21 protein-coding genes and 1 pseudogene are annotated in these 25,953 nt (G+C 73.2%); 8 read left to right on the top strand and 14 right to left on the bottom strand.

The window, feature by feature from the left end; translation table 11 throughout:
- Positions 1–446: 446 nt before the first annotated feature.
- The gene (locus ABTX62_RS26450) at positions 447–953 is read left to right on the top strand and encodes an ATP-binding protein (protein ID WP_352118545.1); all 507 of its coding nucleotides are present in this window, start codon (positions 447–449) and stop codon (positions 951–953) included.
- A gap of 31 nt (positions 954–984) precedes the next feature.
- Here ABTX62_RS26450 and ABTX62_RS26445 read toward each other — a convergent pair whose 3' ends face one another.
- Entirely contained in the window at positions 985–2,340 is a 1,356-nt protein-coding gene (locus ABTX62_RS26445; RefSeq protein WP_352118550.1) for a hypothetical protein, read from the bottom strand.
- 116 nt (positions 2,341–2,456) lie between these two features.
- Between ABTX62_RS26445 and ABTX62_RS26440 the strand changes: the two genes are divergently transcribed.
- The gene (locus tag ABTX62_RS26440; RefSeq protein WP_352118544.1) at positions 2,457–3,698 is read left to right on the top strand and encodes a molybdopterin-dependent oxidoreductase; all 1,242 of its coding nucleotides are present in this window, start codon (positions 2,457–2,459) and stop codon (positions 3,696–3,698) included.
- Positions 3,699–4,011: 313 nt separating this feature from the next.
- Here the strand turns inward: ABTX62_RS26440 and ABTX62_RS26435 are convergent, their stop codons facing one another.
- From ABTX62_RS26435 to ABTX62_RS26425, 3 genes are read right to left on the bottom strand one after another with little or no spacing between them, the layout of a single operon-like run.
- Positions 4,012–4,770 (bottom strand): class I SAM-dependent methyltransferase, encoded by a 759-nt coding sequence (locus ABTX62_RS26435; protein ID WP_352118543.1) that lies wholly within the window; start codon positions 4,768–4,770, stop codon positions 4,012–4,014.
- Positions 4,767–5,417, bottom strand: a complete 651-nt coding sequence (locus ABTX62_RS26430) for a TIGR04282 family arsenosugar biosynthesis glycosyltransferase (RefSeq protein WP_352118542.1) — start codon at positions 5,415–5,417, stop codon at positions 4,767–4,769. The genes ABTX62_RS26435 and ABTX62_RS26430 overlap by 4 nt, the downstream gene beginning before the upstream one ends.
- Positions 5,414–6,106 carry a glycosyltransferase family 2 protein gene (locus ABTX62_RS26425; protein WP_352118541.1) on the bottom strand — a complete coding sequence of 231 codons (693 nt, stop codon included), beginning with the start codon at positions 6,104–6,106 and terminating at the stop codon, positions 5,414–5,416. The genes ABTX62_RS26430 and ABTX62_RS26425 overlap by 4 nt, the downstream gene beginning before the upstream one ends.
- Before the next feature lie 122 nt (positions 6,107–6,228).
- Between ABTX62_RS26425 and ABTX62_RS26420 the strand changes: the two genes are divergently transcribed.
- A complete protein-coding gene (locus ABTX62_RS26420) occupies positions 6,229–6,954 on the top strand; it encodes a response regulator transcription factor (RefSeq protein ID WP_352118540.1) in 726 nt (241 codons plus the stop codon).
- A 2-nt stretch (positions 6,955–6,956) separates the two neighbouring features.
- Entirely contained in the window at positions 6,957–8,069 is a 1,113-nt protein-coding gene (locus ABTX62_RS26415) for a sensor histidine kinase (protein WP_352118539.1), read from the top strand.
- A gap of 88 nt (positions 8,070–8,157) precedes the next feature.
- Here the strand turns inward: ABTX62_RS26415 and ABTX62_RS26410 are convergent, their stop codons facing one another.
- Complete coding sequence (locus ABTX62_RS26410; RefSeq protein ID WP_352118538.1) at positions 8,158–9,174, bottom strand: NAD-dependent epimerase/dehydratase family protein; 1,017 nt, start codon at positions 9,172–9,174, stop codon at positions 8,158–8,160.
- Positions 9,175–9,312: 138 nt separating this feature from the next.
- Positions 9,313–9,915, bottom strand: a complete 603-nt coding sequence (locus ABTX62_RS26405; protein WP_352118537.1) for a cysteine hydrolase family protein — start codon at positions 9,913–9,915, stop codon at positions 9,313–9,315.
- Positions 9,916–10,347: 432 nt separating this feature from the next.
- Here ABTX62_RS26405 and ABTX62_RS26400 point away from each other — a divergent pair, with 432 nt between their 5' ends.
- Entirely contained in the window at positions 10,348–11,463 is a 1,116-nt protein-coding gene (locus ABTX62_RS26400) for a winged helix DNA-binding domain-containing protein (RefSeq protein WP_352118536.1), read from the top strand.
- A 111-nt stretch (positions 11,464–11,574) separates the two neighbouring features.
- On the opposite strand, the gene ABTX62_RS26395 is transcribed toward ABTX62_RS26400, so the two are convergent.
- The 3 genes from ABTX62_RS26395 to ABTX62_RS26385 form a co-directional block, all read right to left on the bottom strand.
- A complete protein-coding gene (locus ABTX62_RS26395; RefSeq protein WP_352118535.1) occupies positions 11,575–12,366 on the bottom strand; it encodes a S1 family peptidase in 792 nt (263 codons plus the stop codon).
- A 203-nt stretch (positions 12,367–12,569) separates the two neighbouring features.
- Positions 12,570–15,422, bottom strand: coding sequence for an ATP-binding protein (locus tag ABTX62_RS26390; protein WP_352118534.1), 2,853 nt, complete (start codon positions 15,420–15,422; stop codon positions 12,570–12,572).
- A gap of 203 nt (positions 15,423–15,625) precedes the next feature.
- Positions 15,626–16,435 (bottom strand): LuxR C-terminal-related transcriptional regulator, encoded by an 810-nt coding sequence (locus ABTX62_RS26385; protein ID WP_352118533.1) that lies wholly within the window; start codon positions 16,433–16,435, stop codon positions 15,626–15,628.
- Between the two features lie 124 nt (positions 16,436–16,559).
- On the opposite strand from ABTX62_RS26385, the gene ABTX62_RS26380 reads away from it, so the two are divergent.
- Both ABTX62_RS26380 and ABTX62_RS26375 read left to right on the top strand, forming a co-directional pair.
- A complete protein-coding gene (locus ABTX62_RS26380; RefSeq protein WP_352118532.1) occupies positions 16,560–18,239 on the top strand; it encodes an AMP-binding protein in 1,680 nt (559 codons plus the stop codon).
- Positions 18,236–19,822 (top strand): AMP-binding protein, encoded by a 1,587-nt coding sequence (locus ABTX62_RS26375; protein WP_352118531.1) that lies wholly within the window; start codon positions 18,236–18,238, stop codon positions 19,820–19,822. Before ABTX62_RS26380 ends, ABTX62_RS26375 begins: the two co-directional genes overlap by 4 nt.
- A 19-nt stretch (positions 19,823–19,841) precedes the next feature.
- Here the strand turns inward: ABTX62_RS26375 and ABTX62_RS26370 are convergent, their stop codons facing one another.
- Positions 19,842–20,348 carry a GNAT family N-acetyltransferase gene (locus tag ABTX62_RS26370; RefSeq protein ID WP_352118530.1) on the bottom strand — a complete coding sequence of 169 codons (507 nt, stop codon included), beginning with the start codon at positions 20,346–20,348 and terminating at the stop codon, positions 19,842–19,844.
- Positions 20,349–20,583: 235 nt separating this feature from the next.
- Here ABTX62_RS26370 and gcl point away from each other — a divergent pair, with 235 nt between their 5' ends.
- A complete protein-coding gene (gene gcl, locus ABTX62_RS26365; protein WP_352118529.1) occupies positions 20,584–22,368 on the top strand; it encodes a glyoxylate carboligase in 1,785 nt (594 codons plus the stop codon).
- A gap of 502 nt (positions 22,369–22,870) precedes the next feature.
- On the opposite strand, the gene ABTX62_RS26360 is transcribed toward gcl, so the two are convergent.
- From ABTX62_RS26360 to ABTX62_RS26345, 4 genes and pseudogenes are all read right to left on the bottom strand, one after another.
- A complete protein-coding gene (locus tag ABTX62_RS26360) occupies positions 22,871–23,107 on the bottom strand; it encodes a hypothetical protein (protein ID WP_352118528.1) in 237 nt (78 codons plus the stop codon).
- A 305-nt stretch (positions 23,108–23,412) separates the two neighbouring features.
- Positions 23,413–23,673 (bottom strand): annotated as a pseudogene (locus ABTX62_RS26355) (catalase-related domain-containing protein); the annotation flags it as partial.
- A gap of 423 nt (positions 23,674–24,096) precedes the next feature.
- Positions 24,097–24,987, bottom strand: coding sequence for a 2-hydroxy-3-oxopropionate reductase (locus tag ABTX62_RS26350; RefSeq protein WP_352118527.1), 891 nt, complete (start codon positions 24,985–24,987; stop codon positions 24,097–24,099).
- A gap of 25 nt (positions 24,988–25,012) precedes the next feature.
- The gene (locus ABTX62_RS26345) at positions 25,013–25,834 is read right to left on the bottom strand and encodes a TIM barrel protein (RefSeq protein ID WP_352118526.1); all 822 of its coding nucleotides are present in this window, start codon (positions 25,832–25,834) and stop codon (positions 25,013–25,015) included.
- Positions 25,835–25,953 lie beyond the last annotated feature (119 nt).

Below are 25,953 nucleotides of genomic sequence, written 5' to 3'. Positions count from 1 at the left end.
CCCTCGTACTGGGTGTACTTGGGCTTGCGCCCGGTGCGGCGAGAGTGCGTGCCGGGCGTCGCGACGGGGCGAACGTTGCCTGCCGCGGCACTAGCGACCGATCCCCCCATAGGGGGTTCGCCGGGAGACCGCCGTAGCCGGCCGCGGGCCGCGGCGGCTCGGCGCGGTACGGCCGTCAGCAGGTCGGCGCCCGTGCCGTCAGCGCGGGCCCGTCGAGGGTGCCGTGGACGTGACGGCCGTGCACCGCTCTCACCCCCCCACGGCCCGACCGCCCTGTGAGGCGGCCTCACCGCGGTGCTTCTGCCCGCCTCGGCCGTCGCCGCCGGAGGACTGCGGCGCGAAGCACATCACAACGGAGGGCCGGCGGCAGTATGGGCGGACCACGCTGGGGTAAGCGAACGACCGAAAGACCCCTGAGCAACACGAACAACAACGAAAGAGCCCTCATGGTCATCCCGCTTATGAAGCAGGCGGCAGATGAGCCGGGCGCGGACGAGCAGGCCCCCTTGCGCTACGGCGCATGCTGGGCCGAAGGCGCAGCATGCGCCGTCGAGGCGCGCCGGGCTTTGCGCGCGTTCCTGGCATACGTACCGTGCAACGGCCGCCCTCCCGTACCGGCCCTCCTGGCGATCGACGCCGAACTCGTCGTCAGCGAACTCGTCACCAATGCCATCCGGCACGCTCCCGGCCCCTGCGGGCTGATCCTTCTGCTGTCCGGTGAAGGGCTGGCCATCACCGTGTGGGACACATCGCCGGAGCGGCCGGTGGTCAGGCAGCGCGACGGACAGCGCTTCGGCGGCCACGGAATGCACGTGGTGCACACGGTCAGCACCGCCGTCGCCGTCACGTCCCTCGGCGAGGGCAAGCAGATCACCGCCTTTCTGCGCCTGCGCCCGGCGGCGGACGAGAACGCCGGCGCCGAGGTGAGGAGTGATGTCGGCCCGGCCGCCTGACACACGCACCGGGACCCGCCCCCGGCGCCGGTCACCACCCGGTGAGCAGCAGATGGTTGAGGAGGAGGGCGAGCAGCGCCTGCGCGGCCAGCCAGACACGGGGGCGGGGGAGGAACGCGCAGGCCGGGAGCAGCCACAGGGCGAACGGCAGCCAGATGCGTTCCGTCTCCGCCTTGCTCATGCCGCTCAGATCGGCGACGAGCAGGGCGAGGAGCGCGGCGGCCACGAGGAACGCCAGGCGGCGGCCGGCCGGGGGCCCGGTGCGCCGCCGGGCCAGGACGGCCCCCGACCGCCTCAGTCCCGCCGCCGTCGCCAGTCCCGTGATGAGCACGGTGCAGGCCAGGTTGGCCCACACCCAGTAGCCGTAGGGGCGGATCCCGCCCGCGCCCTGGTGGTAGCGCGTGACCAGCAGGTGGTAGGCCTCCCACCAGTCGAAGCCCGCGAGCGTGAACACCGCGGGGACCACGGCCAGCCCCGCCAGCAGCGGCAGCAGCAGGACCGGGCGCCCCCTCACCGCGTGGCGGCCGAGCACCAGGACCGCCGCCGCGATCAGCGCGACGAGCGTGAGGCCGTACGACAGGTAGCAGGTCAGGCCGAACAGCAGCCCGGACGCGCCCGCCCACCACATTGACCCCCGGGTGACCGCCAGGGCCAGCAGCGCCACCGACCACGCCGCCACCGCCGCGAAGTACGCGTCCGCCGAGGTGCCCATCCACACCGCCGCCGGGGCCAGGACCAGGAAGGGGGCCGCCCGGCGGGCCAGGGCCTCATCGGCCAGGGCGCGGATCGTGACCAGCACGGCCACGCAGGCGGTCGCCCCGACGGTGATGCACCACATCCCGGCCCAGCCCCCGCCCCGCAGCCCCACCCGGTCGAGCAGCACGAAGGTGAGTGTGGCGGCGGGCGGGTGCCCGGCGATGTGGGCGGGCCAGTTGTCGGGGGAGTCGAGCAGGATGTGCTGGGTGAAGTGGCGCAGCGCCTCCGGGATGTCGTGGAAGCGGTCGATGACCTGGAGGTACTCGTAGCGGCTGGTGAGCCTGCGGGCGATGCCCCGGTGCCAGCCGTCGACCAGGGCCAGCGAGACGGTCCACACCGTGGCCGTGCCCCAGGCCGCCGGGAGCAGAGCGCGCCAGGGCAGCCGGGCCGCCAGGGCGGGCCCGTGGGCGACGGTGGCGACGGCCACCAGGACGGCCGCCGGAGTGCCGGGGCCCGCATGCGGTCCCCAGGACGCCAGCAGCGGGGGCCAGTCGACGAACAGCGTCCGGCTGGTCTCCTCGATACGGCGGCCGACGAGCACCGACACCGTCACGAGCAGCACGGCGGCCCCGGCCGCGTACAGGTCACGGCGCGGGCCTCGGGACGATGGAGTGGAGGGAGGGGTGTGGATCACACCGGCACGCTAGGCCGTGCGCCCGCTCGTGGACCGCCCACCGGGCCAGACGTCAGCGTTTCGTCATGGGTCGCGCGCCCTCACGCGGGGCGGCCCCGGCCTACCGTCGGTTCATGCGTGACGACCCCCGCCTTCCCCGGCTCCCCACGTCCCCCGGCTTCTGGCGCAGCCCCCTGCGCGGCCCCTGGTTCACCTCCGTGCTCGGCCTCGTCCTGCTGGCCGGCATCACCGTGCTGTTCGTGACGGGGCTCGTCTCGTACGCCGCCTACAACCCGGACCTGTCGCCGGTCAACGACAAGACCCCGGACAAGGGGATCCTCGGCTTCTACCTCTTCGCCTGGCCGACGAACCCGCACTGGCTGTACCGGCTGAACCAGGGCGTCCACGTCACCCTCGGCGTCACCCTGATCCCGGTCCTGCTCGCCAAGCTGTGGTCCGTCGTGCCGAGGCTGTTCGCCCTGCCCCCGGCCCGCTCGCTCGCGCACGCCCTGGAGCGGATCTCGCTGCTCCTGCTCGTCGGCGGCGCCCTGTTCGAGTTCGTGACCGGCGTCCTCAACGTCCAGCTCGACTACGTCTTCCCCGGCTCGTTCTACCCCCTGCACTTCTACGGCGCCTGGGTGTTCTTCGCCGCCTTCGTGGCCCACGCGCTGCTGAAGACGCCCACCGCGCTGCGCAATCTGCGGCACTTGCGGGAGGAGAAGAACGACCTGGTGTCCCCGCGTCCCACCGAGCCGACCGTCTCCCGGCGGGGCGCCCTGTGGTTCGTCGGGGGCGGTTCGCTGCTGCTGTTCGCCACGACCGCGGGGCAGAACTTCGGCGGCGCGCTGCGGCGCACCGCCCTCCTCGCCCCGCACGGCGGCGGCGAACCCGGCAGCGGCCCGAACGGCTTCCAGATCAACAAGACCGCCGCGTACGCCGGGATCGACACGGCGCACACGGCCCCGGACGCCTGGCGGCTCGTCGTGCGGGGGCGCACCGGCACCGTCCGCCTCAGCCGCGCCCAGCTCGCTCGGCTCCCCTTGTACAGCGCGGCGTTGCCCATCGCCTGTGTGGAGGGCTGGTCCACACCGGACCAGTGGTGGCGCGGGGTGCGGCTGCGCGACCTCGCGGCCCTCGTCGGGTACGAGGACGACCCGCCGGACGTGTTCGTCGAGTCCCTCCAGCCCCGCGGCGCCTTCCGCAAGGCCGCCCTGCGCGCCAACCAGGTGGCCGACCCGCGTTCGCTGCTCGCCCTCTACGTCAACGGCGAGGAACTGTCCCCCGACCACGGCTACCCGGCGCGGATCATCGTGCCCGCCGCCCCCGGTGTGCTGAACACCAAGTGGGTGGCCCGAATGACGTTCGGAGACCTGTGATGCGAGGACGCTTCGCCATCGGCAGCCCCCTGCACCTGCTGCTGCTGTGCGGCTCGTTCGCCCTCGCCGCCTATGCGGGGGTGCGTCTGCTCGCCGGCGACTGGCTCGGCGTGGCGCTGTGGGTCGTGGGCGCGGCGCTGCTCCACGACCTCGTGCTGCTGCCGCTGTACGCGGCGGCGGACCGGGCGATGGTGCGGGGACTGGGCGCGGTCCGCCGCCGGGAGTGGGCGATGTACGTGCGCGTACCGTGCGCCCTCTCCGGACTGCTGCTCCTCGTGTGGTTCCCGCTGATCAGCGGCATGGTGGAGCGGCGCTACCGGTCCGCCACCGGCCTGCCCGCCGACGTGTTCCCCGCGCGCTGGCTGCTGATCACCGCGGTCCTCTTCGGCGGTTCGGCGCTGCTGCTGGCGCTGCGGCTGCTGCGGCTGCGCAGGGCGGCGAAGCGGCGCGCCCCGGCCGTCCACTGACCGGCCGGCTCCCAGCCCCGCGCGTGCCGGAGCAGCGCGCGGGTGCCGAGCCGTGCCCACGGGAAGGGGTCACCGGCGAGGGTCAGGGCATCGGTGAGGTGGACGCGCACGCGCTCGTCGACATCCGCGAGGGCGGTCTCGGCGATCAGCAGCCCCCCTGGGCGCAGCAGCCCGGCGATGCGGTCCAGCAGGGCGCGCGGGTCACCTCCGATGCCGATGTTGCCGTCCATGAGCAGAACGGTGTCCCAGCGGCCCTCGCCGGGCAGCGGCTCGAAGACCGACCGGCGCAGCGCCTGGCCCCCCAGCCGCACGGTGTGCTCCACCGCGGCCTCGCTGACGTCGATGCCGAGGGCGACCCGCCCCCGGGCGGCGAGCTCCGCCACCAGCCGCCCGGGCCCGCACCCCACGTCCAGCACGGTCCCCTCGCAGCGGTCCAGCACGTCCCGGTCGACCGGGTCGGCCCGGGCGCACCAGCGCTCCACCTCCAGCGGCAGCAGCCAGCCGTCGGTGCGCCGCAGGAACAGGGGGCCGCGGCCGGCGCGCAGCGCGGCGTCGTAGGGGTCGGCGGCGGCCCAGGCCAGGGCCGCCGCCGGGGCGGTGCTCATCGGGGATCGGCCGGACGCGAGACCGGCCTGGCCACCGGCTTCCCGGCCGGACACCGGGCCAGCCGCGCCGCGAACCGCCCCCGCGGGGCCAGCGCGGCGACCGCGTGGGCGTCGGCGGCGGTGTCGACGTCCCGCAGCCGGGGCAGGTCCCGTACCCGCAGGCCCGCGGCGATCAGCCGGGCCCGCTGCACGGCACCCGTCACCGGCGCAGACATGGGCACACCCCGCAGCAGCGCGGGGTCCGGACATGCCAGGCCGAGAGCCCAGAAGCCCCCGTCCTCGGCCGGTCCGAACCATGCGTCGCAGTCGGCGAAGTCCACGGTCAGCAGGGCCGGGGTCACCTGCGGGGTGTCCATGCCGATGAGCAGGGCCGGGCCGGCGCAGCGCGCGAAGGCCTCGGCCAGCCGCTCGTCGAGACCGCCCGCGCACTGCGCCACGACGTCGAAACCCGGCGGCAGCCAGGGGCCGGGAGCACCGTCGAGCACGAGGACGCGTCGGGTGGCCGGCGTGGCGGCCACGGCGTGCAGCGTGTCCGCGAGGGCCGCTTCGGCCAGTTCGGCGGCCTGCCCGGGCGTGAACGGCGGCGTGAGCCGCGTCTTGACCCGGCCCGGCCGCGGCTCCTTGGCGATCACGAGGAGTGTGGTCAACGGACGGTTCCTCCTTGCTCGTTGGGCGTCTCGGCCAGCACGCGGCTCATGTCCCGTACGGCCTGCCAGGTACCGCGCCACGTGCCCGTCACCTTCGAGGCCCCGCTCCGCGGCAGATACGGCACGTCGTGCTCGGCGATCCGCCATCCGGCGTCGGCCGCACGCACGACCATCTGGAGCGGATAGCCGCTGCGCCGGTCGCTGAGGTTGAGGGCGAGCAGCGGCTCGCGGCGGGCGGCGCGCAGCGGGCCGAGGTCGTGCAGGCGCAGCCCGGTGCGGCGGCGCAGCATCCGCGCCAGCGCGAGATTGCCGGCCCGGGCGTGCGGCGGCCACGCGCCCCGTCCCTGCGGACGCCGCCGCCCGAGCACCAGGTCGGCCGCGCCGTCGCGTACCTCGCGCACGAAGGGGACCAGGAGCGCCGGGTCGAGGGAGGCGTCGCAGTCGCAGAAGCACACCACGTCGGCGGTGGCGGCCGTCAGCCCGGCATGGCAGGCCGCGCCGAAGCCGCGGCGCGGCTCGGTCACCACCGTCGCGCCCCGGGCGCGGGCGACATCGGCCGAGCCGTCCGTGGAACCGTTGTCGACGACGAGTGCGCGCCAGCCCGGCGGAATCCGTTCGAGCACCCAGGGAAGGGCCTCGGCCTCGTTCAGGCAGGGCAGCACCACGTCGACGTCCGAAGGAGTCGTCACGGTTTCACCCTACGAATGCGAATCGGGCATACCGGACCATCGCTCCTTACGAAACGCGGACGTCGCAAGCCAGGGCGGTGCCCGGACGCCCGCCGGCGGGGGCGTGGTGTCAGGCTGAAGGCATGCAGCAGCCGTACGAACCCCCCGGGACCGCGGACAGGCCCCCCAGGATCCTGGTCGTCGACGACGATCCGACCGTCGCCGAGGTCGTCGCCGGCTATCTGGAGCGCGCCGGTTACGCCGTCGACCGCGCCGACGACGGCCCGACCGCCCTCACTCGCGCCGCCGCGCACCGGCCGGACCTGGTGGTGCTCGACCTGATGCTGCCCGGCATGGACGGTCTGGAGGTGTGCCGGCGGATCCGCGGCCACGGCCCCGTGCCCGTCATCATGCTCACCGCCCGCGGCGACGAGGACGACCGCATCCTGGGCCTGGAGGTCGGCGCCGACGACTACGTCACCAAGCCCTTCAGCCCCCGCGAACTCGTCCTGCGCGTCGAGTCGGTGCTGCGCCGCAGCCGCCCCGCGGCCACGGGGGGCCGACTGGGGGCGGCCGGCCTGAGCGTCGAGCCGGCGGCCCGCCGGGCCACCAAGAACGGCGCCGAACTGGCCCTGACCCTTCGCGAGTTCGACCTGCTCTCCTTCTTCCTGCGACACCCGGGACGGGCCTTCGGCCGGGAGGACCTGATGCGTGAGGTCTGGGGCTGGGACTTCGGTGACCTGTCGACCGTCACGGTCCACGTCCGCCGTCTGCGCGGCAAGGTCGAGGACGACCCGGCCCGGCCCCGGCTCATCCAGACGGTCTGGGGCGTGGGCTACCGCTTCGAACCCGGCGAAGGGAACGACTGACCGTGCGTGACAGCCTCCTGATCGCCCTGTACGCCTTCGCCGGTGCCGCCGTGACGGGGCTGGCCGGAGCGGGCGTACTGCGTCTGATCCGCCGCCGTTCGCTGACCGTCTCGCTCGCGGTGGTGGCGGCGGTGGGCGTCGTCGCGATGCTCGCGGGCACGCTCGCCGTGGCCTGGGCGATGTTCCTGTCGCCGCACGACCTGACCGTGGTCACGACCGTCGTCGCCATGGCGGCCGTCGTCTCGCTGGCCACCGCGCTGCTGCTGGGCCGCTGGGTCGTCGCCCGCAGCCGCGAACTCGCCGTGGCCGCGCGCTCCTTCGGCGACGGCGGGCACTTCGCCGCCCCGGACGGACCCGCCACCGCGGAACTAGCCGCGGTGAGCCGTGAGCTGGCGGTCACCAGCGCCAGGCTCGCCGAGTCCAGGGAGCGGGAGCGCGCCCTGGAGACCTCCCGCCGTGAGCTCGTCGCCTGGATCTCGCACGACCTGCGCACCCCGCTGGCCGGTCTGCGGGCCATGTCGGAGGCCCTGGAGGACGGCGTCGCCGCCGACCCGGCCCGCTACCTCAAGCAGATGCGGACCGAGGTCGAACGCCTCAACGACATGGTCGGCGACCTCTTCGAACTCTCCCGCATCCACGCCGGCGCCCTGGCCCTGACCCCCACCCGGATGTCCCTGTACGACCTGGTCGGCGACGCCCTCGCGGGCGCCGACCCCCTCGCCCGCGAGCACGGGGTGCGGCTGGTGGGCGGCCGTATCGAGCCGGTGCCGGTGGAGGTGGACGGCAAGGAGATGAGCCGCGTACTGGGCAATCTGCTGGTCAACGCCATCCGCCGGACACCGGCCGACGGCACGGTCGCGATCGCCGCCGAGCGTTCTCCCGAGGGCGTCGTCCTGTCCGTGACCGACGGCTGCGGGGGAATCCCCGAGGAGGACCTGCCGAGGGTCTTCGACACCGGCTGGCGCGGCACGCATGCCCGGACGCCCCCGGCGGGAGCGGGCCTCGGCCTCGCCATCGTCCGCGGCATCGTCGAGGCCCACCAGGGCCGGGCCGGCGTACGCAACATCCCCGGGGGCTGCCGCTTCGAGGTGGTCCTCCCCACGGCCGTGTCCTGAACCCCCGGGCCCGCCCCGGGGCCTGCCGTCCGGATCGTCCCGGCGTCGCGGGGCGTGACGGAAGCCGGGCCTCACAGCCCCGGTCCGATCAGAACGACAGGCCCCGGGCGCCGCGCATCCCCGCCCGGGCGAATTCCCGCATCCCCTCCTCGAACCCGGCCTCCGGCTTCCAGCCCAGCTCGTCCCGAAGCCGCGACGAGTCCGCCGTGATGTGGCGTACGTCCCCGAGCCGGTACTCACCTGTGACGACCGGCTCGGGCCCGCCGTACGCGGCGGCCAGCGCCCGCGCCATGTCGCCGACGGTGTGCGGCACACCGCTGCCGGTGTTGTAGGCGGTGAGTGCACCCGGGGCGCTCCGCGCCGCCAGCGCCACGGCGTTGGCCGCCGCCACGTCCCGGACGTGCACGAAGTCCCTGCGCTGCCGCCCGTCCTCGAACACCCGCGGGGCCTCGCCCCGGGCGAGCGCCGAGCGGAAGAAGGAGGCGACCCCGGCGTAGGGGGTGTCCCGGGGCATGCCGGGCCCGTACACGTTGTGGTAGCGCAGGGACACCGCGGTCCCGCCGGTACAGCGGGCCCAGGCGGCGGCCAGGTGCTCCTGGGCGAGCTTGGTCGAGGCGTACACGTTCCGCGGATCGGCCGGGGCGTCCTCGCGGACCAGCCCGGGGGCGAGGTCCTCCCCGCACACCGGGCACGCGGGCTCGAACCGGCCCGCGTCGAGATCGGCCACCGCCCGCGGACCGGGCCGCACCGCTCCGTGCCGCGCGCACGCGTACCGCCCCTCCCCGTAGACCACCATCGACCCGGCGAGCACGAGGCGTGGTACACCCGCGTCCGCCATGGCCGCGAGCAGCACGGCCGTCCCCAGGTCGTTGTGCGAGACGTAGTCCGCCGCGTCGGCGACCCCGTTGCCGAGCCCGACCATCGCCGCCTGGTGGCACACGGCGTCCACACCGGCCAGGGCACGGCCCATGGCCGCGGGGTCGCGCACGTCGGCCGCGGGATCCTCTCGCACGTCGAAAACGATCGCCTCGTGTCCCCGCTCCCGCAGGGTGGCGACCACATGGGACCCGATGAACCCGGCACCGCCGGTGACCAGTACACGCATACGGGCACGCTAGGCGCACACCGCCGCCGCCACCCGGGAGCGGGGCCGTACGTCATCACTCCGTAAGGCGGGCCCCACCGGCGACCGGAACCGGCTGCCGGACGTACCGGTCGGGGGCGACGGGCCGGCCCGGCGTTCTCACGGGGTGCGGGGCGCGAAGTCGATCTCCTTCGCCGAGAGGATCCGGGCGCCCATGTTGCGCTCCATCATCTCCAGCGCCGCGTCGGCCAGATGCGGGTGGATGGAGGCCACGGCGTCCTTCGGCACCGTCACCTCCAGATGACGGATGTGCGCGTCCAGGGCGGAATAGAGGACGCACTGCTCGGTGACCTGCCCGGTCAGGGCCACGTGCCCGACGTTCAGACTCGACAGGAGGTACGACAGGGGCGTCTCGAAGAAGGCCGAGTGGCGGGCCTTCACGACGAAGAGCGACTGGTCGTCGGGCCGGATCGGCTCGATCAGATGGGCGTTCGGCTGGGACAGGGCCGCCTCCAGCAGCTCCCCCTGGTGCGAGCGCCACAGCCCGAAGTTGTCGTTCACGTAGATCACGGGAACGTCCGCCTCGCGGGCCCGGCCGAGCAGCTCGGTCAGGACGGGGAGGATCTTCTCGACCGACGGCACGAGGAACTCGGCGTCCTCGTGGTCGTAGGTGTTGATCATGTCGATCATGATCAGAGCCGACCGCGTCGGGTCCGCGCCTCGTTCCCCGCCCTCCACCGTCCGTCCGGTGCTGTCACTCATGGGGGGCGGCGCGTTCTGGTCGGGGCGGAAGTCGGAGCATCGGATCTCCCGAGTGGAGCCTGTGGTGCGGGTGCCGTGAACGCACCGCCGAGTACCCGGTGGCGCGGTGGACCTAACACCCCGCCCGGCGGTCAGTCCGTGATGACGGCGTCGCGCCGGCTCCACTCGGTGCTGTGGGCCGCCCTGTGCAGGAAACGGCCTGGACGCGGACTCCCGCTTCCAGGCCGGGGCCCGGGCGGGGGAGCGGGGGCTGATCCGCGGCTGATCACCTCGCGAGCGGAGCACGTCCCGTCGCGTGACGACGAGGCACAGGCCGGTGCGGACCGCGCCCATCAGGACGAATGCCGCGGGCCGGTGCTCCCCGGCGGGACGGGCGGGTCGCCGGTACATCGCGGCCAGAACCTGTCCGCAAGCCCCGCTACCGTGCCTTTCATGACGAACACCAAGCGGAGCGTCACCGGCACGGCACCCCTGCTCGGCACGCGTGTCCTCAACCGCGCGACCCTCGACCGGCAGCTGCTCCTGCGCCCCGCCCCGCTCTCCGTCACGGCGGCCGTCGAGCATCTGCTCGGGCTCCAGGCGCAGAACGTCAAGCCGCCCTACTACGCGCTCGCCGCCCGGCTCGACGGGTTCACCCCCGAGGCGTTGTCCCGGCCGATGGCGGACCGTGAGGTCGTCCGGATCGTCACGATGCGCTCCACCATCCACACCCACACCGCGGACGACTGCCTCACCCTGCGGCCCCTGGTGCAGCCCGCCCGGGACCGGGAGCTGGTCACCTTCCGTGCCGGACTCACCGGAGTCGACCTCGACCGGCTCGCCGGGCTCGCCCGCGACCTGGTCGAGGCCGAGCCCCGCACCATGAAGCAGTTGCGCGAGGCCCTGCTGCGGGAATGGCCGGACGCCGATCCACAGGCCCTGGCGGTCGCCGCCCGCTGCCGGCTCCCGCTCGTGCAGGTCACTCCACGCGGTCTGTGGGAGCGGAGCGGGCAGGTCAGTCTCACCACCGCCGAGCACTGGCTGGGGCGGCCCGCCGAACCGGCCCCCACGCCCGACACGGTCGTCCTGCGCTACCTCGCCGCGTTCGGCCCGGCCTCCGTGAAGGACATGCAGACCTGGGCCGGAATGACCCGGCTGCGCGACGCCTTCGCACGCCTGCGTCCCCGTCTGGTGACCTTCCGGGACGAGAGCGGCGTCGAACTCTTCGACCTTCCGGACGCCCCCCGCCCCGGCCCGGACACCCCCGCGCCGCCGCGCTTCCTCCCCGAGTTCGACAACCTGCTGCTCTCGCACGCCGACCGCTCCCGCGTCGTTCCGCCCGCATACCGGGGCCGCTCGTGGAAGGGAAACCTGGCCTACCGCACGCTCCTGGTCGACGGCTTCCTCGCGGGGCTGTGGCGGCTGGAGGAGGACGCGCTGGTGATCGAGCCCTTCGGACGCCTCACCCGGGCCCAGCGGGAGGAGGTCACGGCCGAGGGGGAGCGGATGCTGCGGGTCATGCACCCGCGGGCGTCGTACGACATCCGGTTCGGCGTCGTACGGACCTGAAACCCCCGCGCCCCGCCGCGGACATGGAGAGGGGGCGCTGCGGGCCGCTCGTGGAGGCCCGCAACGCCCCCTGGTCATTCACCTGAGGGGTCCTCAGGAGCTATCGGTGGATCACGAGTTGATCTGCGTCGTGACCAGGTTGGAGAAGGTGGTCAGCCGGGTGTAGACACCCGGGTAACCGGCCTGGGCGCAGCCTTCGCCCCAGGAGGTGATGCCTGCCAGGACGCCCCCGACGAGCAGGGGGCCACCGCTGTCGCCCTGGCAGGTGTCCACACCTCCGGAGGTGTATCCGGCGCACACCATGTCGCTCTTCACGAAGTCGGAGCCGTAGGAGCTCGTGCAGCCGGCGTCGGACACGGTCGGTACGGTCGCCGTGCGCAGCTGGTTGGAGCTGCTGCCGTTCGAGGAGGTGGTGCCCCAGCCGAGGACGCGGGCGGTGGTGCCGGCCGCGTACACCGAGGTCTGGGAGGAGGAGACGTACTTCGCCGTGGTGTACGGCATCGACGTCGACAGCGTCAGCACGGCCACGTCGGCACCCTTGTCGACGCCGGTGTAGCTCGGGTGGATCCATATCTTGCCGACTCTGGCGACCGTACCGTTGGTGCCGTTGAGGTAGGTGCGGCCACCGACGACGCGCACGCTGCCGGTGGTCTCACCGACCATGCAGTGCGCGGCGGTGACGACCTTCCTGGGCGAGACCAGCGTGCCGCCGCAGAACTGGTTCTGCGAGGCGTCCGTGATCTGCATGACGAACGGGTACGCGGACGTCGTGGTCGTGGTACCGCCGACGATCGGCTGGGGCGCGGCGACGGCCGTGGGGGCGGCGAGCAGCGCGGTCGTGGCGGCGGCAGCGGTCGCCGCGGCGACGGCGACGGTCTTCCTGGCAGCGTTGAGCCCGAACATGGGTCTCCTTGGGGAGTTGCCGGTGGGGGGTCGCGCGGGTGGTCGTGCACGGGGACCCTGACGCCGTTGTTCGGATCTCCGTGTGCCCGGCGAGCGGCACGCCCTTAAGCTAGAGCCCCGACGAGAGGGCTCCCAATGAGGGAACCCCCTAAGGGAGTTGGGCAGGGATAACCCTCGGTCGGACGCCGTAAACCCAGGTGGGGTCAGGTCGTGCGACGGCCCGCGGCCAGCCGGACGATGTCCACCCGGGAGCGGATCCCGAGCTTGCGATAGACCCGGGTGAGGGTCGCCTCGACGGTCTTGACGCTGATGAACAGGCGCCCCGCGATCTCCCGGTTGGTCGCGCCCTCCATCACCAGCGAGGCGACCTGACGCTCCATCGCGGCCAGACCCTCCAGCGCGTCCGGGGCGACGGCCGGCGTGGCGGCGGCCGGTTCCGCCGCCGCGGGACCCGCCGTGGCGGCCGCGTCGACCTGCCGCAACCAGGGCAGCGCACGGCAGCGCCGGAACAACCGGGCGGCCTCGTCGTACGACGCCGGTCCCGGCAGGGGCCTGGCGCCGGTGCGCGGGGAGGCGACGGCCTGGGCACGCAGACGGGCCAGCGCGAAGGCGGCCCGGGCCTCCTCCAGGCCGTACCCGAGCCGGCCGAGCCGGTCCTGCACGGACGTCAACCGGACGACGGCGGCCTCGTGTTCGCCGCGTGCCGCCCGCACCAGCGCCTCGGCCCGGTCGAGGACGGCCAGCACGCTCTGCCGGCCCAGCCGCAGCGCGTGCGCCCGGGTCGTGTCGATGACGTCCTGGGCCTCGCCCGGCTCGCCGATGCGGACCAGGGCCTCGGCCAGGTCGCCGTGCCACCGGCCGCGCCCGGGGTCGTTGATGCCGAGACCCTGCTCCAGCTCCCGCACCCGGCGCAGCGAACGGACGGTCGCGGCCGGGTCACCGGCCACCAACTGGGCGTAGCCCAGCGCGGCCAGGGCCCGGGACAGATACATCTGGTCGCCGTCGACCTCGGCGTGGTCCGCCGCCTCCCGGGCGAGGGCCAGAGCCCGGTCGACGTCCCCGGCCGAGGCCTCCGCGAGGGAGGCGAGCATCGCCGAGGCGCCCTCGCCGATGCCGGAGTCCCGCGCCAGCCGCAGGCTTTCGCGGGCCAGGTCCAGGGCACGCCCGCAGTGCCCGGAGCGCAGTTCCGTGTCGGCGAGGAAGCGCAGGAAGTGCACCTCGCTCTCGACCATGCCGCGCCGGCGCACCTCGCGCAGCAGCGCGGTGATGGTCGCCCGCGCCTCGGGCAACTGGTCGCTCATGATCAGCCAGCGGAACCGGGCCGATCCGGCGCCGTTGTGGTGGCAGGCCACATAGGGGTCCTGGGGTTCCCTCAGGGCCCGTTTGACGGTCGCGGGCGCGTCCGGGTGGCCCATCAGGGTCTCGGTGGAGGCCTGGAAGGACAGCGCCATCAGCTCGGTGCGCCGGTCACCGCCCCGGGCGGCCAGCTCCGCCGCGTGCGCCGCCTCCTGGCGGGCCTCGGCGAAGTCGCCCTCGACGACCAGGCCGCGCCAGGCCAGCTGGTAGTGGACCAGGGCGAGGAGGCCCGGGTCGTCGCCCGCGTCGGCCAGGACCTGCGGGAAGACCGCGTCGACCTCGCCGAGCGCCTGCCCGGCCGCCTCGATGACCACCATCCAGGCCCGGACGCGTTCGGCGGGCACGGTGGCACGCGTCAGCACGTCACGGGCGATGTCCCGGGCCAGATCGGCCTCGCCGGCGGTGATCGCGTCCTCCGCGGCCTGCAGGCGCCGCTCGTCCGGGCCCGGGGTGCTGTCCGCCGGGGTGTGCCGGGCCGCGAGCAGCCCCAGCGAGGCGGCGACGGAAGGGGCCCCGCGGTCCCGGGCCAGCGCGCCGGCCTCGGCGAGCCGGGCCGCCACGCCCGGGTCGGTGCCGGTGGTCGCCAGGGCCAGGTGCCGGGCCCGCTCGATCGGGTCGGAGGCGGCCGTGGACAGCGCGGCGTGCACGGCCCGCCGCTCCTGCGCCGGGGCCTCCGCGTACAGCGCGGCCGAGATCAGCGGATGCGCGAACCGCAGGGCAGGCGCCTCGGGATCCGTGGCCAGCAGACCCAGCGCCGCCGCCTGGGCCGTCTCGGCCTCGGCGTGCTCCCGCCCGGCCGCGTGCAGCAGCGCCACGGTGGGACGGGCACCGGCGCTGGCCACGAGGAGGGTGCGGCGGGCCTCGTCGGACAGCATCTCCAGCCGGCTCAGCACCAGGGCCCGCAGCGAGGTGGGCACGGGCAGCGGCTCACCGGGCCGGGGCCGCGCCGGACTCTCGGCCAGGGCCCGGCCCAGCTCCAGCGCGAAGAGCGGGTTCCCGCCGCTGGTGCGGTGGATGTCGCGGATCGTCGAGCGGGACAGGGGCGTGTAGCCACGGTGGTCGAGCAGCGCCGAGACGTGCGTGCGGTTCAGCGGGCCCAGCCGCACGGCGAGCGTGTCGGGCGGCGACGCGGGGAGGTGGCGGTCGTACTCCTGGCCGTCGGTCCGCACCGCGCACAGCATCTGCACGGGCGTGTCACCCAGCCGGCGGGCCGCGAAACCGAGCAGTTCGGCACTGGCGGCATCCAGCCACTGGAGATCGTCGGCGACCACGAGCACCGGGCCCTTGGCGGCCAGCGCCCGCAGCGCCGACAGCACGGCGAGGCGCAGCGCGAGCCCGTCCCGCTGGAGCGTGGACTCGCCGCGGCCGGTGAGCGCCGACTCCAGGGCGGTGCGCTGGGCGGCGGGCAACGCACCGGAGATGTCGTCCAGGACCAGCCCGAACAGGTCGGCCAGGGCGAGGAAGGGCAGATGGGATTCCGACTCGGTCGCCGAGCAGCGCAACACCGTGCGGTCCGGACCGGCGTAATCCGCGGCCAGCGCGCGCAGGACCGTCGACTTACCAATTCCGGCCGGACCGTGGAGCAGCACGCTGCCCCCTCGGCCGAGCTGCTCACGTGCCGCCGTGAACAGCTCCTCCCGGCCGATGAGCAGGTCGGGGCGGCTCCTGGGAGGCTCCTGGAAGTCCCGTCGAACGGTCACCGCTCCCCTCCCTGTGTCGTGTCCTGGCCAATATTAGGCAACGGTTCTTTGAATTTCGGAGGGACGGTGTGGTGAGGGAAATAACAGCACATGCCGGTGCGCGAATTCATCGGACTCCCGAATGCCGTGGAACGCAAGGCCGGCGGCCCGTGGGGAACCCGCGGGCAGAGCGATCGCGCAGGAGCACGCAGAACAGCACAAACCTATGGCAACCACCCCGCCCGTCGCGCGGCGACCACGGCCTCACCACGGGTGCGGGCCCGTAGCTTCCGCATGGCCGACCGCAGATATCCCTTGACGGTTTCGGCCGTCACGCCCAGCCGTTCCACAACCACCGCGTTCGTGGCGCCCGCCGCGACGCACGCCAGCACATCCACCTCGCGCGGCGCGAGCCGGACCCGCACCGAGCGGCCCGTTTCGGCCGTCAGCAGCGCACACGCCCCGAGCAGCTCCGCGCGCAGCTGCGGGTCCGCGATCCGCGGGGCCAGCGCCCGCAGCGCCGCGTGCGCCTCCCGCACCTGCTCCCACCCCGGGCCCGCCCCGGCCCCGGCGGCGAGCGTGCGGGCCTCGTCCCGGACGGCCAGCGCCCGCTCCACGTCCCGCGCCGCCTCGACCGCCGTGTCCAGCATCCGCCCGCCCAGGGGCAGGGCCGTGCGCAGCGCCCCGTACAGCACCCCGCGCACCCGGTGGCGCACCACCACCGGCACGGCCAGCACCGACCGCAGCCCCTCCACGGCCACCGGGGCGTCGTACTCGTGGCTGATCTGCCGCGACGCCGAGTAGTCCGTCACCACGCACGGCCGGGACAGCGCCACCGACTTGCCGCCGAGACCGGTGCCGGACGTCACCACCAGCGACCGCAGGGCGTGCGTCGAGGTGCCGGTCAGCTCGCTGATGCGCATCTGCTGCCCGGCCTCCATCAGGCCGCCGAAGGCGACCGGAAGGCCGGTGCCGCGCCGCAGGCGCAGCAGCGCGTTCCGGATCTCGACCGCGTCGGACGCGTCCGCTGTCACCTGATCGCCCCTTCCCCACGGCTCCCGCGCGGGCGCACCCCCGTTCGGGGGTAGTGAGACCTGCATCACGGATTACACGATGGCTCGGAGCCGCCCGGCAATGGTCCGGTACCCAGGAGGACAGATGACATCGGCGACGGAGATGTTCCGCGAGGCGCGGGACTTCCTGCTGGCACACCGCGAGGACTACGCGACGGCCTACCAGGGCTTCCGCTGGCCGCGCCCCCGGTACTTCAACTGGGCGCTCGACTGGTTCGACGAGATCGCCGACGGCAACGCCCGCACCGCCCTGCACCTCGTCGAGGAGGACGGACGCGAGACCCGGCTGTCCTTCGAGGAGATGTCGGTGCGGTCGGCTCGGTTCGCCACCTGGTTGCGCGCCCGGGGCGTGCGCGCCGAGGACCGCGTCCTCGTCATGCTCGGCAACCAGGCCGAACTGTGGATCACCGCCCTCGCCGCGATGAAGCTGCGCGCGGTCGTCATCCCGGCCACCCCGCTGCTCGGCCCCGCCGACCTGCGCGACCGCGTCGAGCGCGGCCGGGTCCGGCACGTCATCGCGCGCACCGAGGACACCGGCAAGTTCGCCGAGGTCCCCGGCGCCTACACACGCATCGCCGCGGGCGCCGCCGACGCGGTGCCGGACGGCTGGCTGCCGCTGGACGACGCCCACGGCGCCTCCGCCGACTTCGTGCCCGACGGCCCGACCCTGGCCGACGACCCGCTGATGCTCTACTTCACCTCGGGCACCACCGCCCGGCCCAAGCTCGTCGAGCACACCCACACGTCGTACCCGATCGGCCATCTGTCGACCATGTACTGGATCGGCCTGCAACCCGGCGACGTGCACCTGAACATCTCCTCACCCGGCTGGGCCAAGCACGCCTGGTCCAATCTGTTCGCCCCGTGGAACGCCGAGGCGACGGTCTTCCTGCACAACTACACGCGTTTCGACGCCGCTCGTCTCATGACCGAGATGGACCGGGCCGGCGTCACCACCTTCTGCGCCCCGCCGACCGTGTGGCGCATGCTCATCCAGGCCGACCTGACCCAGCTGCGCACCCCGCCGCGCGAGGTCGTCGCGGCCGGTGAGCCGCTCAACCCGGAGGTCATCGAGCAGGTCCGCCGCGCCTGGAACATCACCATCCGCGACGGCTTCGGCCAGACCGAGACGGCCGTCCAGGTCGCCAACAGCCCCGGCCAGCCGCTCAAGACGGGCTCGATGGGCCGGCCCGGCCCCGGCTACCGCGTCGAGCTCCTCGACCCCGTCTCCGGCGCGCCGGGCGCCGCGGAGGGCGAGATCGCGCTCGACCTGTCGCACCGCCCCCTGGGCCTGATGACCGGCTACCACGGCGACGCGGACCGCACGGCGGAGGCCATGGCGGGCGGCTACTACCGGACGGGAGACGTCGCCTCCAGGGACGACGAGGGGTACCTGACGTACATCGGGCGCAGCGACGACGTCTTCAAGGCCTCCGACTACAAGATCAGTCCGTTCGAGCTGGAGAGCGCGCTGCTGGAGCACGAGGCGGTGGCCGAGGCGGCGGTCGTGCCCGCCCCGGACGAGCTGCGGCTGGCCGTTCCCAAGGCCTATGTCGTGCTGGCCGAGGGCTGGGAGCCCGGCCCGGACACCGCCAAGGTCCTCTTCGAGCACTCCCGTCAGGTCCTGGCGCCCTACAAGCGCGTCCGCCGCCTGGAGTTCGGCGACCTGCCCAAGACGGTCTCCGGCAAGATCCGGCGGATCGAGCTGCGGGAGGCCACGGCGGCCGGGTCGGACGCCGAGTACCGCGAGGAGGACTTCCGGTGAGCTCCTACAGCCACGGCACCAGTGGGACGGCGTTGCTCGGCGACACCATCGGGGCCGACCTGGACCGGGCGGTGGCAGCCTGGCCGGACCGCGAGGCACTGGTCGACGTGCCGTCCGGGCGGCGCTGGACGTACGCCGAGTTCGGCGCGGCGGTCGACGAGCTGGCCTCCGCCCTGCACGCCTCGGGCGTCGCCAAGGGCGACCGGGTGGGCATCTGGGCGGTCAACCGCCCCGAGTGGGTGCTCGTCCAGTACGCCACCGCTCGCATCGGCGCGATCATGGTGAACATCAACCCGGCGTACCGCACCCACGAGGTGGAGTACGTCCTGAAGCAGGCGGGCGTGTCCCTGCTGTTCGCCTCCGTCGGTCACAAGACGAGCGACTACCGGGCGATGGTCGACCAGGTGCGCGGCCGGGTCCCGGAGCTGCGGGAGGTGGTCTATTTCGGCGACCCGAGCTGGGAGGCGCTGCTCGACCGGGCCGCCCCCGGGGCGGTGTACGCGGAGCTGTCCTGCGACGACCCGATCAACATCCAGTACACGTCGGGCACGACGGGCTTCCCGAAGGGCGCGACGCTCTCCCACCACAACATCCTCAACAACGGCTATTTCGTGGGGGAGTTGCTCGCCTACACCGAGCAGGACCGCATCTGCGTTCCCGTCCCCTTCTATCACTGCTTCGGCATGGTCATGGGCAATCTCGCCGCCACCTCGCACGGCGCCTGCATCGTCATCCCCGCCCCGTCCTTCGACCCGGGGGCCACCCTGGAGGCGGTCCAGCGGGAGCGCTGCACCTCGCTCTACGGCGTCCCGACCATGTTCATCGCCGAGCTGAACCTCCCCGACTTCGCCTCCTACGACCTTGCCTCCCTGCGCACCGGAATCATGGCGGGTTCGCCCTGCCCGGTGGGGGTGATGAAGCGGGTGGTCGCCGAGATGCACATGGCGGAGGTCTCCATCTGCTACGGCATGACCGAGACGTCCCCGGTGTCCCTCCAGACCCGCAGGGACGACGACCTGGAGCACCGCACCGGCACGGTCGGCCGGGTCCTGCCGCACATCGAGGTGAAGATCGTCGACCCGGCCACGGGCGTCACCCTGCCGCGCGGCACGGCGGGCGAGTTGTGCACCCGCGGCTACAGCGTGATGCTCGGCTACTGGAACGAACCGGAGAAGACCGCCGAGTCCGTCGACGCGGGCCGCTGGATGCACACCGGCGACCTCGCCGTGATGCGCGAGGACGGCTACGTCGAGATCGTCGGCCGCATCAAGGACATGATCATCCGGGGCGGGGAGAACATCTACCCGCGCGAGATCGAGGAGTTCCTCTACGGCCACCCCGGGATCCAGGACGTCCAGGTCGTCGGCGTCCCGCACGAGCGCTACGGCGAGGAGGTCCTGGCCTGCGTCATCCCCAGCGACCCGGCCGACCCGCCGACACTCGAGGAACTGCGCGGGTTCTGCGAGGGGCGGTTGGCGCACTACAAGATCCCGAGCCGGGTCCGCGTCCTCGACTCCTTCCCCATGACGGTGTCGGGGAAGGTGCGCAAGGTGGAACTGCGGGAGAGGTTCGCCGACGGCTGAGGGGGCGTGCGTCCACCGGTCACAGCGGTTGGCGCATGCACACCCGCGGCCGGCGGTCCAGGCCGTGCGCGGATTCCCTCGTGCGGATCTCGCGCAGGCCGGGGGTGAGGTCCGTCTCCGGGAGGGGGCGGAAGCCGAGGCGCGCGTAATAGGGGGCGTTCCAGGGGACCTCCGTGAAGGTGGTGAGCGTCAGGGCCGTCAGACCCTCCGCGCGAGCCCGGTCGGCGGCGTGAACCAGGAGGGTGCGGCCCACGCCCCGGCGTGCAGCGCGCGGATGGACCGAGACCTGCTCGATGTGCAGGGCGCCGTCCACGGGTTCTGCGACGAGATAGCCGGCCGGCCGGTCCCGGTCGCCCGCGGCCACCCAGCAGCGGCCGGCCCTGCGGTAGCGCTCCAGTACGTCGAGCGCGGGCGGCTCGTCGTCGGCGATCTCGGGCATGCCGAGGTCGCGGAAGGGCGCGCCGGCGGCCCGTTCGATGTCCTGGAGCACCGGCAGTTCGGCCCGGGTGGCGGGGCGGATGCGCATGCGGTGAGTATGCGGTGCGCCGGCGTCCGGCGTCAGGGTGCCCGCTTCCGGGGGCCGGTGGCGGCCAGTGTCTCGGCCGGGCGGCTCCGTGTCCGGCGCTTGCCGTCTCTTGACGCCCTTCTCCCACCCCGCCTACATTCATTCCAGATCGTAGAAAGTAAATTCCACAATACGGAAGAGCTCACCGCGGGGCGCGACGGGAGTGCGAATCCGACAGCCGAAGCAGGAGTACTCGATGGCTCGAATGACCGCTGCCCGCGCGGCAGTTGAGATCCTCAAGCGGGAGGGCGTCACCGACGCGTTCGGTGTCCCGGGCGCGGCGATCAACCCCTTCTACGCGGCGCTCAAGGCCTCCGGCGGCATCGCCCACACCCTCGCCCGGCACGTGGAGGGCGCCTCGCACATGGCCGAGGGCTACACCCGCACCCACGCGGGCAACATCGGCCTGTGCATCGGCACCTCGGGACCGGCGGGCACCGACATGATCACGGGCCTGTACTCCGCGATCGGCGACTCCGTCCCGATCCTGTGCATCACCGGCCAGGCTCCGACCGCGGTGATCCACAAGGAGGACTTCCAGGCCGTCGACATCGCCTCCATCGCCAAGCCGGTCACCAAGATGGCCGTGACCGTCCTGGAGGCCGCGCAGGTCCCGGGCGTCTTCCAGCAGGCCTTCCACCTGATGCGCTCCGGCCGCCCCGGCCCGGTCCTCATCGACCTGCCGATCGACGTGCAGCTGACGGAGATCGAGTTCGACCCGGAGACCTACGAGCCGCTCCCCGTCTACAAGCCCGCAGCGACCCGCGCCCAGATCGAGAAGGCGATCGGGATGCTGAACGCCTCCGAGCGGCCCCTGATCGTCGCGGGCGGCGGCATCATCAACGCCGACGCCGCCGAACTCCTCGTCGAGTTCGCCGAGCTGACCGGCACCCCCGTCGTGCCCACCCTGATGGGCTGGGGCCTGCTGCCCGACGACCACGAACTCAACGCCGGCATGGTCGGCCTCCAGACCTCGCACCGCTACGGCAACGCGACGTTCCTGGAATCCGACTTCGTCCTCGGCATCGGCAACCGCTGGGCCAACCGCCACACCGGCAAGCTCGACGTCTACACGGCCGGCCGGACGTTCGTCCACGTCGACATCGAACCGACCCAGATCGGCAAGATCTTCGCCCCGGACTACGGCATCGCCTCCGACGCCAAGGCGGCCCTGCGGCTGTTCGTCGAGGTCGCCCGCGAGCTGAAGGCGGCCGGCCGGCTGCCCGACCGCTCGCAGTGGGCCGCCGCCGCACAGGAGAAGAAGGCCACCCTCCAGCGCCGTACGCACTTCGACGACATCCCGATCAAGCCGCAGCGCGTCTACGAGGAGATGAACAAGGCCTTCGGCCCGGAGACCCGGTACGTCTCCACCATCGGCCTCTCGCAGATCGCCGGCGCGCAGATGCTGCACGTCTACCGGCCCCGGCACTGGATCAACTGCGGCCAGGCCGGCCCGCTCGGCTGGACCATCCCGGCCGCGCTCGGCGTCGCCAAGGCCGACCCGGAGGCGTCCGTCGTCGCGCTCTCGGGCGACTACGACTTCCAGTTCATGCTGGAGGAACTGGCCGTCGGCGCGCAGCACAGGATTCCGTACGTCCACGTCCTGGTGAACAACTCCTACCTGGGGCTGATCCGGCAGGCGCAGCGGGCGTTCGAGATCGACTTCCAGGTCAACCTGGAGTTCGAGAACCTCAACTCCCCGGAGCTCGGCGTCTACGGCGTCGACCACGTCAAGGTCGCCGAGGGCCTGGGCTGCAAGGCGATCCGCGTCACCGACCCCGCCGAGCTCGGCGAGGCCTTCGAGCAGGCGAAGAAGCTGGCCGCGCGGTACCGGGTCCCGGTCGTCGTCGAGGCGATCCTGGAGCGCGTCACCAACATCGCCATGTCGACCACCAACGACATCGGCAACGTCGTGGAGTTCGAGGAGGTCGCCACGGAGCCCGGCCACGCGCCGACGTCGATCAAGCCGCTGAAGGTCTGAGCCCGCGTGGCAAAAGGGGCGGCCCGTCCAGGAGGACGGGCCGCCCCGCATGCGTTTCCGCCGCCTCCAGGGGGCCCTGAACACTCAGTCCCCGCCTCCTCCGCCCTTGCCGCGCGGTGACTGCTTGAGGAGGCTCTTGCCGCCCACCTCGGCCCGGCGGACCAGACCCGCCCGCCCGCAGAGCGAAGCGGGGGACCAGGAGGGGGAGGGCCGGTTCGCCGCGCAGGGCTATGGCCGACAGCCGGTCGTGGTCGCTCGGGGCGCGCCCGGGCAGGAGGTGGTCGTCGCGCCGGAGGCCCGGATGTGGCGGCGGGCCGCGCGTGACGTTCTGCAGCACCAGGTTGGAGACGTTGCGTGGCAGCAGCAGGTCGCCGTCGGTCCAGACGGCGAACAGGACCACGAGAATGTGCCCGGCCCCGGGGCCGCTGAAGCCACCGGGGCCGGGTTGAGAGGTTCATCTGAGGGTTCCGCACGGGGCGTACGACCGGTGCCGTAGGCGTGCTCACGCCTCGTGGTGCTCCGACAGCCCCGGCCAGTCGTCCGGGCCGCCGCCCTGCCACTCGACGAGGTCGCTCTCCGCGACGTCGGTGACGTACAGGTCGGCCAGGCGCAGGATCTCGGCGACGTCGTCGGCGTGGGTGGCGAGGCCCAGCGGCTCCTCGCCCAGGGTGACCCGGCGGGAGCCGTCCAGAGCGGGGGCGTGGACCACGACATGCGGATGCTCGGTGGGGGGTGCCATGCCTTCAGGCTGCTGCGAACGGGACGGTTCCGCACCCTGGGGAGGCTGGCCGTCCGGCGGCGCGAGGCTGGGCGCGACAGGACGTTCGCGCCGCCGGACGGGGTCGGGGGAGAGGGGCCGTGCTCCAGGACCGCGGCGGGTGCGACGGGCTCCGGGCGGGCTTCCCTCAGGTCGAGAAGCTGGCCCGGGCCCTTCACCACCGCACTGGCTCGCAGCCGCCGCGGTCCGCGCCCTGACGGTGTCCGCGCCCAGGGGATCACCCCTCATCCGGGTCACCCCGGGCGGTCGGACACCGTCAGGGAGTCTCAGCCCTCGCGCAGGGCACGGACCGCTTCCTCCACGCGCCGCCCGTACTCGGGGTCGGCGGCGTGGAAGTGCGCGAGGTTCTTCTCGATCACGTCGTCGCGGGAGACCTGGGAGAGGTCGCCGGCGATGTTCTCGGCCAGTCGGGACTTCTCCTCGGCGGACATCGGCCGGAACAGCTCGCCGGCCTGGAAGAAGTCGTCGTCCTTGGTGTGCCGAGGTGCCTCGTGGGTGCCCGGGTGGCCGTTCACCGCGAGCGGGCCGTACGCGCCCGAGCCGCGGGCGTGCACCACGCTCCCCCACTGCCTCAAGGGCGTGGGAGGTGCCCCCACCGGGATGCGCTCGCGGTTGAAGCGCGCCGGCTACTCCAGCAGATGCTGGTCCCGCAGCAGGAGCGGGCCGCCGACGCCGGCGGTGGCGGAGTTCTGGTTGTCGGCGACGGGGGCGCCGGACTCGGTGGTGAGCACGCGCTGCGACATCGTGACCTTCCGTACGAGAGGGCAGCGGAAAGATGTTTCCGCTTTGTGGAGCCTAGGGTCGGGCAATCGGAGCATCAACAGTTTGTTGAAGCGGTGGGCAGGGCTGGTTCCGGGCGACGCCGCCCCTTTGGGCGCGACAGGACAGGTGTCAGGGGCGGCGCCGCCCGGGATCGTGGGACCCCCGGGGTCGCGAGGGTCGTAAGGGGGTCAGATCCGGGCGCCGGAGAGCCGCTCCACGGCCCGCAGCAGCGCCGAGTGGTCCAGGCCGCCGTCGCCCTGCGCCCGCAGGCTCGCGACCAGCTGGGCGACCACGGCGCCGACCGGCAGGGCCGCGCCGACGGTGCGGGCGGCGTCCGTGACGATGCCCATGTCCTTGTGGTGCAGGTCGATCCGGAAGCCCGGCTTGAAGTCCCGGGCGAGGAAGTTGTCCTTCTTGCGGGTCAGCACGGTCGAGCCGGCGAGCCCGCCGCCCAGGACGTCCAGCGCCGCCTTCAGGTCCACGCCGGACTTCTCCAGGAAGACCACGGCCTCGGCGCACGCCTGGATGTTCACGGCGACGATCAGCTGGTTGGCCGCCTTCACGGTCTGGCCCGCGCCGTGCGGACCGCACAGCACGATGGTCTTGCCGAGCGCGTCGAGGATCGGCTTCGCGGCGTCGAAGTCGGCCTGCTCACCGCCGACCATGATCGACAGTACGGCCTCGATGGCACCGGCCTCACCGCCGGACACCGGGGCGTCCAGGACGCGGATGCCCTTGTCCTTCGCCGCCTTCGCCAGGTCGACCGAGGTCTGTGGCGTGATCGAGGACATGTCGATCAGCAGTGCGCCGGACCTCGCGTTCTCCAGGATGCCGTCCGGGCCGTAGGCGATGGCCTCGACCTGTGGGGAGGCCGGGACCATCGTGATGACGACGTCGGCGTCCTTCACGGCCTCGGCGACGGAGCCGGCGGCCGTGCCGCCGGCGGCGGCCAGGCGGTCCAGCTTGTCCCGCTCCAGGGTGTGACCGGTGACCCGGTAACCCGCCTTGATCAGGTTCTCGGACATGGGGGAGCCCATGATGCCGAGGCCGATCCACGCGATGGTGGGAAGAGTGCTCATGGTGAAGTGCCTTTCGGTGCGGGGGTCAGCGGGGCAGCCAGTCGAAGGCCTCGGCGCTCGGGCGGTCGCCCGGCTTGTACTCGAGGCCGACCCAGCCGTCGTACCCCGCCTTGTTCAGCTGGTCGAGGAGGTCTTCGAAGGGCAGCGAGCCCGTCCCCGGGGCGCCGCGGCCCGGGTTGTCGGCGATCTGCACATGGCCCGTCCTCGACGCGAAGCGGTCGATCACCGACGGGAGGTCCTCGCCGTTCATGGACAGGTGGTAGAGGTCCATGAGGAAGCGGGCGTTGCCCAGCCCCGTCGCCTCGTTGACCCGGTCGACGACGGCCACGGCCGCCGGGGCCGACACCAGCGGGTAGAGCGGGGACTCGGGCCGGTTCAGTGCCTCGATCAGCAGGACGGCGCCGATCCGGTCGGCGGCCCGGGCCGCGAGGGCCAGGTTCTCCAGGGCCAGCGCGTCCTGCTCCGCCGGGTCCACGCCCTCGACGCGGTTGCCGTACAGCGCGTTGAGCGCCGTGCAGCGCAGGGAGGCGGCGAAGTCCGCGGCCACGTCGATGTTGGCGCGGAACCGGTCCGACTCCTCCCCGGGGACCGACAGGGCGCCGCGGTCCGGGCCCGGGAGCCGGCCGGCGTAGAAGTTCAGGCCGGTGAGCCGGACGCCGGCGTCCTCGATCGCGCGCTTGAGGGCGTCGAGCTCGGACCGCTCGGGGACGGGGGTGTCGACCCAGGGCCACCACAGCTCGACCGCGCTGAAGCCCGCCGCGGCGGCGGCTGCGGGACGCTCCAGGAGGGGGAGCTCCGTGAAGAGGATCGACAGGTTGACGTTGAAGCGCTGGTCTGCGAATCCCATCGGGGCGGCGCTCCCTTCCGTGTCTTCCATGGCGCGGAATCCCATGGTGCTTATTCCGTATTGTGGAATCTTACTTCTGCTTAACGGAAGATTGCCCTGAGGTGCGAAGGCTGTCAAGA

Source organism: Streptomyces sp. NPDC096046 (assembly GCF_040303285.1).
Lineage (GTDB): Bacteria > Actinomycetota > Actinomycetes > Streptomycetales > Streptomycetaceae > Streptomyces.
The sequence above is the reverse complement of the archived record's forward strand: the minus strand, read 5'-3'. Positions and strand labels throughout refer to the sequence as shown.